At 34.2% G+C, this 6,400-nt stretch carries 8 protein-coding genes; 3 read left to right on the forward strand and 5 right to left on the reverse strand.

What is annotated here, in order from left to right:
• Position 1: 1 nt before the first annotated feature.
• Positions 2-1,138 carry a 1-deoxy-D-xylulose-5-phosphate reductoisomerase gene (dxr, locus tag PHF25_03420; protein ID MDD4527071.1) on the forward strand — a complete coding sequence of 379 codons (1,137 nt, stop codon included), beginning with the start codon at positions 2-4 and terminating at the stop codon, positions 1,136-1,138.
• The gene (gene dprA / locus PHF25_03425) at positions 1,131-2,153 is read left to right on the forward strand and encodes a DNA-processing protein DprA (GenBank protein MDD4527072.1); all 1,023 of its coding nucleotides are present in this window, start codon (positions 1,131-1,133) and stop codon (positions 2,151-2,153) included. Before dxr ends, dprA begins: the two co-directional genes overlap by 8 nt.
• Positions 2,154-2,231: 78 nt before the next feature.
• Here the strand turns inward: dprA and PHF25_03430 are convergent, their stop codons facing one another.
• Positions 2,232-2,810, reverse strand: a complete 579-nt coding sequence (locus PHF25_03430) for a hypothetical protein (GenBank protein MDD4527073.1) — start codon at positions 2,808-2,810, stop codon at positions 2,232-2,234.
• A 93-nt stretch (positions 2,811-2,903) separates the two neighbouring features.
• Between PHF25_03430 and PHF25_03435 the strand changes: the two genes are divergently transcribed.
• Positions 2,904-3,140, forward strand: coding sequence for a helix-turn-helix transcriptional regulator (locus tag PHF25_03435; protein ID MDD4527074.1), 237 nt, complete (start codon positions 2,904-2,906; stop codon positions 3,138-3,140).
• Between the two features lie 91 nt (positions 3,141-3,231).
• On the opposite strand, the gene PHF25_03440 is transcribed toward PHF25_03435, so the two are convergent.
• The 4 genes from PHF25_03440 to PHF25_03455 all read right to left on the reverse strand — a co-directional run bounded on the left by PHF25_03440 (position 3,232) and on the right by PHF25_03455 (position 6,273).
• Positions 3,232-3,804, reverse strand: a complete 573-nt coding sequence (locus tag PHF25_03440) for a hypothetical protein (GenBank protein ID MDD4527075.1) — start codon at positions 3,802-3,804, stop codon at positions 3,232-3,234.
• A 104-nt stretch (positions 3,805-3,908) separates the two neighbouring features.
• Positions 3,909-4,781, reverse strand: a complete 873-nt coding sequence (locus PHF25_03445) for an aldo/keto reductase (GenBank protein MDD4527076.1) — start codon at positions 4,779-4,781, stop codon at positions 3,909-3,911.
• Entirely contained in the window at positions 4,778-5,866 is a 1,089-nt protein-coding gene (locus tag PHF25_03450) for a DNA photolyase (protein ID MDD4527077.1), read from the reverse strand. Before PHF25_03450 ends, PHF25_03445 begins: the two co-directional genes overlap by 4 nt.
• Positions 5,863-6,273 carry a hypothetical protein gene (locus PHF25_03455; GenBank protein MDD4527078.1) on the reverse strand — a complete coding sequence of 137 codons (411 nt, stop codon included), beginning with the start codon at positions 6,271-6,273 and terminating at the stop codon, positions 5,863-5,865. Before PHF25_03455 ends, PHF25_03450 begins: the two co-directional genes overlap by 4 nt.
• Positions 6,274-6,400: the final 127 nt, after the last annotated feature.

The raw sequence follows: 6,400 nt of genomic DNA on the forward strand, positions 1-6,400 counted from the left end.
ATTGAATAGAATAATTATCCTTGGGTCTACTGGAAATATTGGAGTGCAGGCGCTAGATGTAATTAGTCAGAATAAGGATAAATTTAGTCTAGTGGGCATTAGTGCACATGAAAACCTAAAACTCTTAAGAAAGCAAATTATTAAATATTCTCCTTTGTATGTAGCAATTAGTGGAAAAATAGATTTATTAGCAATTAAACAAGAGTTTCCGAAGGTAACATTTTATGAGGGGAAAGATGCGCTTAATAATTTAGTTGAGATTGATGACTACGACATGGCGATTGTATCTATTGTTGGCATCGCTGCTTTGCTTCCTACAATGAAAGTTATTAGTAAAGGCAAAGATCTTGCTATTGCTTCCAAAGAAGTGTTAGTTGCTGCTGGCCACTTAGTTAATCAGGCACTGGCAAAGTCCAAGACTACCTTATATCCGATAGATAGTGAACATGTGGCGATTTCTCTGTGTATGAGGGGATATCAAAAGGAAGATGTAAAAAATATAATTTTAACTGCTTCTGGTGGTCCTTTTTGGGCTCAAGATGATTTATCAAAAGTAACTATTCAAGATGCGTTGTTGCATCCGAATTGGTCTATGGGGAGGAAAATCTCTATCGATAGCGCGACAATGATTAATAAAGGGCTTGAGATTATTGAAGCGCATTGGTTGTTTGGAGTTGATTATGACAAAATCAAAGTCCTAATTCATCCGCAAAGCATTGTGCATGGGCTTGTTGAGTATGCAAATGGAGCAGTGATCTCACAAATGGGGGCTCCGGATATGCGCATGCCAATACTCTATGCTATTAGCAGGGGGGAAATTTTGCCATATACAGACAGTAGTTTAATTTTAGCAGGCAAAAAATTAGATTTTTGTGAACCAGATTTAAAGAAGTTCAAAGGCTTAGCGTTGGCATATGAGGCTGGAATTTTAGGTGGTTCTTTGCCTGCTTTTTATAATAGTGCTAATGAAGAAGCAGTTGCTTTGTTTTTATGTGAGCAGTGTTCTTTTTTGCAAATTACTGAATTAGTTGATGAAACCATGAGTTGCCATTCTAGAATAAGCAATCCATCTTTGGAAGAAATTTTATCTGTTGATAGAGAGGCAAGAATTTGTGTTAGGGAATGTTGTAATGGATAATTTAGATCTTTTTCTCGCTGTGTCTCTTTCCTCGGCAAGAGATAAAAGAGTTTTTTTGGAGGCTATAACAAGCGAAGGAGACTTACAAAATTTTTCTAAGCTATTAAAGCAAAAAAGAACAGACCTGGAAGACATTAAAGAATATTGTGGTAAAAATAACGTTAGCATTATTACATATCTTGATGCCGAGTATCCGCCATTATTAAAGCAGATACCAGATGCGCCTGTGTTAATTTATGCCAAAGGCGATACTAGTATTTTAAAGAGTAGCACTTCAATTGCTATTGTTGGAACAAGACAAGCAACTCAACATGGCTTAAGTATTGCTTATGATTTAGGAAAGGAACTGGCAGAATATAGCTGTGTTGTTGTCAGTGGTTTGGCAGAAGGAATCGATGCCTCCGCTCATAGAGGAGCTTTGTTGTCAGGAAAAACTATAGCTGTAATAGGTTCTGGTATGAAGTTTCAGTTTCCAGCAGCGAATCGAGATTTGTATACTAGCATATTTGAAAAAGGTGTTGTTATAACAGAGTTTGCGCCAGATATACATCCAGACAAGAACACTTTTCCGATTAGAAATAGAATTATAGCGGGCTTGGTACGTGGCGTCGTGGTTGTTGAGTCCAAGAGTTCAGGTGGTTCTATGATAACTGCTAATCTAGCCTTAGAGTATGATCGAGAGGTGTTTGCTGTGCCTGGTAGAGCTACCGATATTTATAGCCAAGGTCCCAATAAATTAATTAAACAAGGCGCAAAATTAGTTGGTTCAGCAAGTGATATTGTTGAAGAGCTAAACTGGCTTATTCCAAAAAAGAGTATAGAAAAAGAAATTCCTTACAAACTATCAGTAGAAGAAAAGCAGGTATATGAAGCTATTTCTTTGGAGCCAATTTATATAGATATTTTGTCAGAGCAAACGAAGATTGAAACCAAGAAGCTTTTGACCGTTTTATCTTTTTTAGAAATGCAAGGTATTGTTAGACAGATACCAGGCAAGTATTACGTAAAGGGTTAATGGTTACTTTTGTTTAATCAAAAGTAACCATTAAATTTCTACAAATTTATCTTGCACAAGTTTCACACTAATTTTGAATTAGAAGGTATATTTTGCTTGTATTTCAACTCCACTTATTGAGTAGTATTCAGTTTTCCCAAGTGGAGCTAATTCCCTCGTAAAGTTATTTATACTAAATAATGCTTGAAGAGATAAGTTTTGAGAGTAGAAATATTCAAACCCAAATTGATATCCAATATTTAATGCATTTAGATCAAAACTAGTCCCAGTAGTCATTAGGTATGTAATCAAAAAAGGACGATTTATGCCAATAATTAAGTTTAGATTTTGAATTGTTGGGATATAGATATTTCCGTAAAATGAAGCGAAGCTTATTTTGTTAGGAGTCCCGTAAGGTATTGTTGTCCCTGCGTAAACGAGTTCATTAATTGTTCTGTCCATAGTATATTCTAGTCCTACAGCATAGTTAATAGCTTGTATTTTGTTTTTATATTCTAAACCTATCAGAAATGGTGCAGTTGTTTTATCAAGAAGCTCAGTTGATCCAGAATATTTACTTTTAATTTCAGTTCCTAAATTGTAACCAGTGAAGATGCTCCAATCGGCTGATAGCGTAAATGACATTAGTAAGACCAAAGCGGTACAGATTTTTTTCATGTTTAATTGCCTCCTTTGGTTCTATATATAGAACGCTTATTCTAATAATTTATCATATGCTTTTATATAAGTCTATATATAGAACAAAATAATATGAGAATAAAAAGAGAAGTTGATTTATCTATTAGTTTAAAAATCAAGAAGATTGGTGAAAATATTACTTTTTTAAGAAAGAGTAAGAATATGTCATGTGAAAAGCTTGCATATTCAATAGGAATTTCGAAAAGCTTTCTAGGTTATGTTGAAAAAGGATTAACCAATCCTACTGTAGAAACATTATATTTAATTGCAGATGGGTTAGATTGTGAAATAGTTGAGTTGTTTAAATAAAAAGCTTTGCTGCATGATTTAGCTAATGCATTATTAATAATCCTTCCCTTTTCAAGGGAAGGTGCCCTTTTAGGGCGGAAGGGTCTAAGGCTTATTCGCCACCTTTCAGATAAAGTACGTTTTTTTTATTTTTAAATATTAGTTGTATTGCTTTGTCAGTCTCTTTTAGGATGCTGAATTCTTCAGGAGAATAGTACGTTAATTCATATTCTCTGTTAAATATTTCCATTGTGGCTTTTAGATATTCTTCTACTACTTCTTGCGCTAACGTTCCAATCACCAAGAGTTGGATAGGTTTAGAGAAGTCCATCGGATGTTTTACTGTGTGGCTGTGTAATAGAACAATTTCTAATGATTTAGTTTTAACAAGTAACTTAAAGATGTTTTTGGGCTCAGTTGTAGCCTTTAGGATAACTCTTTTGAAGTCATCATAGAAAGGGTTTTGGGTGTTCACAAAATAATTTACTTGGTTACCTTGCGGGTACCTATGTATAATTTGAGCAGCGACTAGTTTTTTAGTTTCTCTTTGAACGGCGGAAATTGGCTCATCTATTAGTCTGCTTAGCTCCCTTGTGTGGTAGTTTTTGTTTGTGTTAAACAAAAACAGTTCAAGTAGCTTTCTTTTTACTTTAGATTGAATGAGATTTTCTAGTACATTAGACATGTTAATAATAGTACACAAAAAATGGTCAGCAAGTCAATTGGTATGATTATAGGTATTAGTTTAATTGCTTTATGGTTTTTTATTCGTTATGTTATTCCGAGTTTTTATCTGTCATTCCCGCGAAGGCGGGAATGACGCATGGATAGGTTATCAGTAAGTTGCTTTACAGTTCGACAACCAATTAATGTAAAACTGGAATTAGATAGTTGTTGAGTTGATGCCAATATTTGTTGTGGTAGAGAGACATTGTTTTTGAGTGCAAGTGCTTTTTGTTCAGAGATAATGGTTTGTATTTTTAGCCAATTGGTTGGATCTTTTCCTTGATAGAAAAAGTTTTTTGCAGATTTTTGAGGAATCTCAGCAATTGAGGAATACTTATCTAACAGTAATCCGCCTTGGAAGGTGCCGTAAGTTAAGCTTAGAAGCTCATAGTTTTTACAAAAATCCATAATAGGCTTTTGTTCTGGATAATCAAGAAGAGAATATTGTATTTGCACTGATTTTAGTTCAGAAAGTAATTCTAGTTTTTCAAGTTCCTGTATTGTTAAGTTGCATACTCCAACATTTTTTATTAATTCTTTTTCTTTGAATTTAAGAAGCGTTTCGATTGCTTTATCGGTTGAATAGTTTTTATCTGGCCAATGGATTTGGTATAAGTCCAGATAGTCAACATTTAAACGCTTCAGAGATAAACTAAGTTCTTTTTCCAGTGAAGAGGGCGTAAGGTCATGAAAAAATCCTTTTTTATTATGGATAAGTCCGCACTTTGTTGCCAGAAACACTTTTTCTCTTTGTCCCTTGATGCCTTTTCCTACAATTTCTTCTGCGTGGCCATCTCCGTAAACTGGGGCTGTATCTATTAGGGTTATTTCGTTTTCAATGGCTGTTTTTATAATATCCAGACTTTCTTCATCTTTTACATCTCCCCAAAAGTGTTTCCCAAATTGCCACGTTCCTAATCCAAGCTGATTTGTCATAGGTGCGTAAAAACCTCTTTGTTAAACCATAGCTCAAAGTCTTCGTTATCTTTAAAGTTGAAACCAAAAACATTTTTCCAGATAACAGCTGACTCCATGCATAAATACACAAACTGTTTTGGGCGATGTTTTTTAATTTCTGTTAACATTTTTTTGTATGCTTGCTCTCTGCGGAAACGTAAGTATCGGAACTTTTGGTCATCAGAGAGAATAAACTCGTCAATAAACAGCGGGCTTCTTTTTAAGAAAGTAGGCTTTAATCCTTTGGTGAATCTTAGTGTGCCTAAGCTTATCCAACGTATTTTTTCTTTGGGGATAGTAGTGTATATTTTTTGAATAGTTAGTTGGTAGTCTTTCCAGTAATCAGTGTAAAGAATCATGGGGTCGAAATGGAAAGCTACATCATACCCATGGTCTGTTATTTTTTTTGCTGCTTGTAATCTTTCGTCGAGGCTGGGTGATTCGCTTTCTGTTGTGTTTGATATTTTTTCTGAATTGACTGACCAAGCAACAATAATATTTTTAGCTGGCTTAGTTTTTAGTAAGCTTTCTATGTTGGTGGATTTTGTTTTGAACTCTAAGATGATGTTAGGATAATCTCGAAAGAAATTTATTAAATCTGTGGATAATTCGGTAATGTCATCAATGATTAGACTGTCAGTAAATTCGCCAGTCCCAATTCTGTAGAGGCTTCCAGCGTCTATGTTCTTTTCTATTATGTTTTTTTGCATATATTCTGGTATATCTGTAAAAACAGAAAGGGCTTTTGTTTTTAGATAGTCTTGAAGGATACAGTAGGTGCAATTAAAGGTGCAGTTGTGTCCGATATTTAAGATACGATAATTACAGCAGTGATGTTTAGTAGTGCCTGGGCACATGATAATTGGCTGTCCTTTGAGTTTTGTTAACAAAAGAGTGGTGGATTCATCATGTTTTTTCACGATTTCTTTTAATTTTTCATCTTGGAAAACAATTTGTTCAGCCTTTGGGAGCTTATTAATGATTCTTTTTGTTAGTGCTGACTCCAATACTTGTTCGTTAATAAGAATTTTATGAATGGGAGTATTTTGTTGAAAATTTGTCATAGTGGTAACCCCATCGTTATTAAATTTTTTAATTGTTGCAGAAATTCTTTCTTTTCTTTGAGTTTAGCCTCAATGTTTGTTTGTTTGGGTGCAGATTCCAGATAACTAATTTGGTAATCATCACTCTCAAAATTATCGTTATAGATGACTCTAAAAACATGGTTATTATTATGGATAGCATCTAGGAGAGATGATAGTTCTTTACGATAAGCAGTATATTGTGGGTATCGTAATTCGCGTAGATAGGTGATGAATGCTGTGGATATTTGAGTAGTATCTGCTTCAAATTTTTCGAAAAAGAATGGCGTTAAGGAAGCATTAGCAAGCATTAATTCTTGGATTATTTCTTCAGCTTCTTTTTTTTGGTTATGATTAAGACGATACTTTAAGGCAATATTTTCTAGCATGGACTAAATTATAAACTAATAGAGGCGCTTTTGTTAGACATAGATTGTCTCCTCGACTTAATAACCTTTTCTTGATATGAAGATTTAATCTAAATCTGTGCTCAACTGTATTCTTCTTGGTGTTCCT

Source organism: Candidatus Margulisiibacteriota bacterium, assembly GCA_028706105.1.
Classification (GTDB): Bacteria; Margulisbacteria; Riflemargulisbacteria; order GWF2-35-9; family DYQY01; genus DYQY01.

Excerpts from the sequence above, each read along its gene's own strand:
- dprA (MDD4527072.1), top strand. The coding sequence starts at position 1,131 with ATGGATAATTTAGATCTTTTTCTCGCTGTGTCTCTTTCCTCGGCAAGA.
- PHF25_03430 (MDD4527073.1), bottom strand. The coding sequence starts at position 2,810 with ATGAAAAAAATCTGTACCGCTTTGGTCTTACTAATGTCATTTACGCTA.
- PHF25_03435 (MDD4527074.1), top strand. The coding sequence starts at position 2,904 with ATGAGAATAAAAAGAGAAGTTGATTTATCTATTAGTTTAAAAATCAAG.
- PHF25_03440 (MDD4527075.1), bottom strand. The coding sequence starts at position 3,804 with ATGTCTAATGTACTAGAAAATCTCATTCAATCTAAAGTAAAAAGAAAG.
- PHF25_03445 (MDD4527076.1), bottom strand. The coding sequence starts at position 4,781 with ATGACAAATCAGCTTGGATTAGGAACGTGGCAATTTGGGAAACACTTT.
- PHF25_03450 (MDD4527077.1), bottom strand. The coding sequence starts at position 5,866 with ATGACAAATTTTCAACAAAATACTCCCATTCATAAAATTCTTATTAAC.
- PHF25_03455 (MDD4527078.1), bottom strand. The coding sequence starts at position 6,273 with ATGCTAGAAAATATTGCCTTAAAGTATCGTCTTAATCATAACCAAAAA.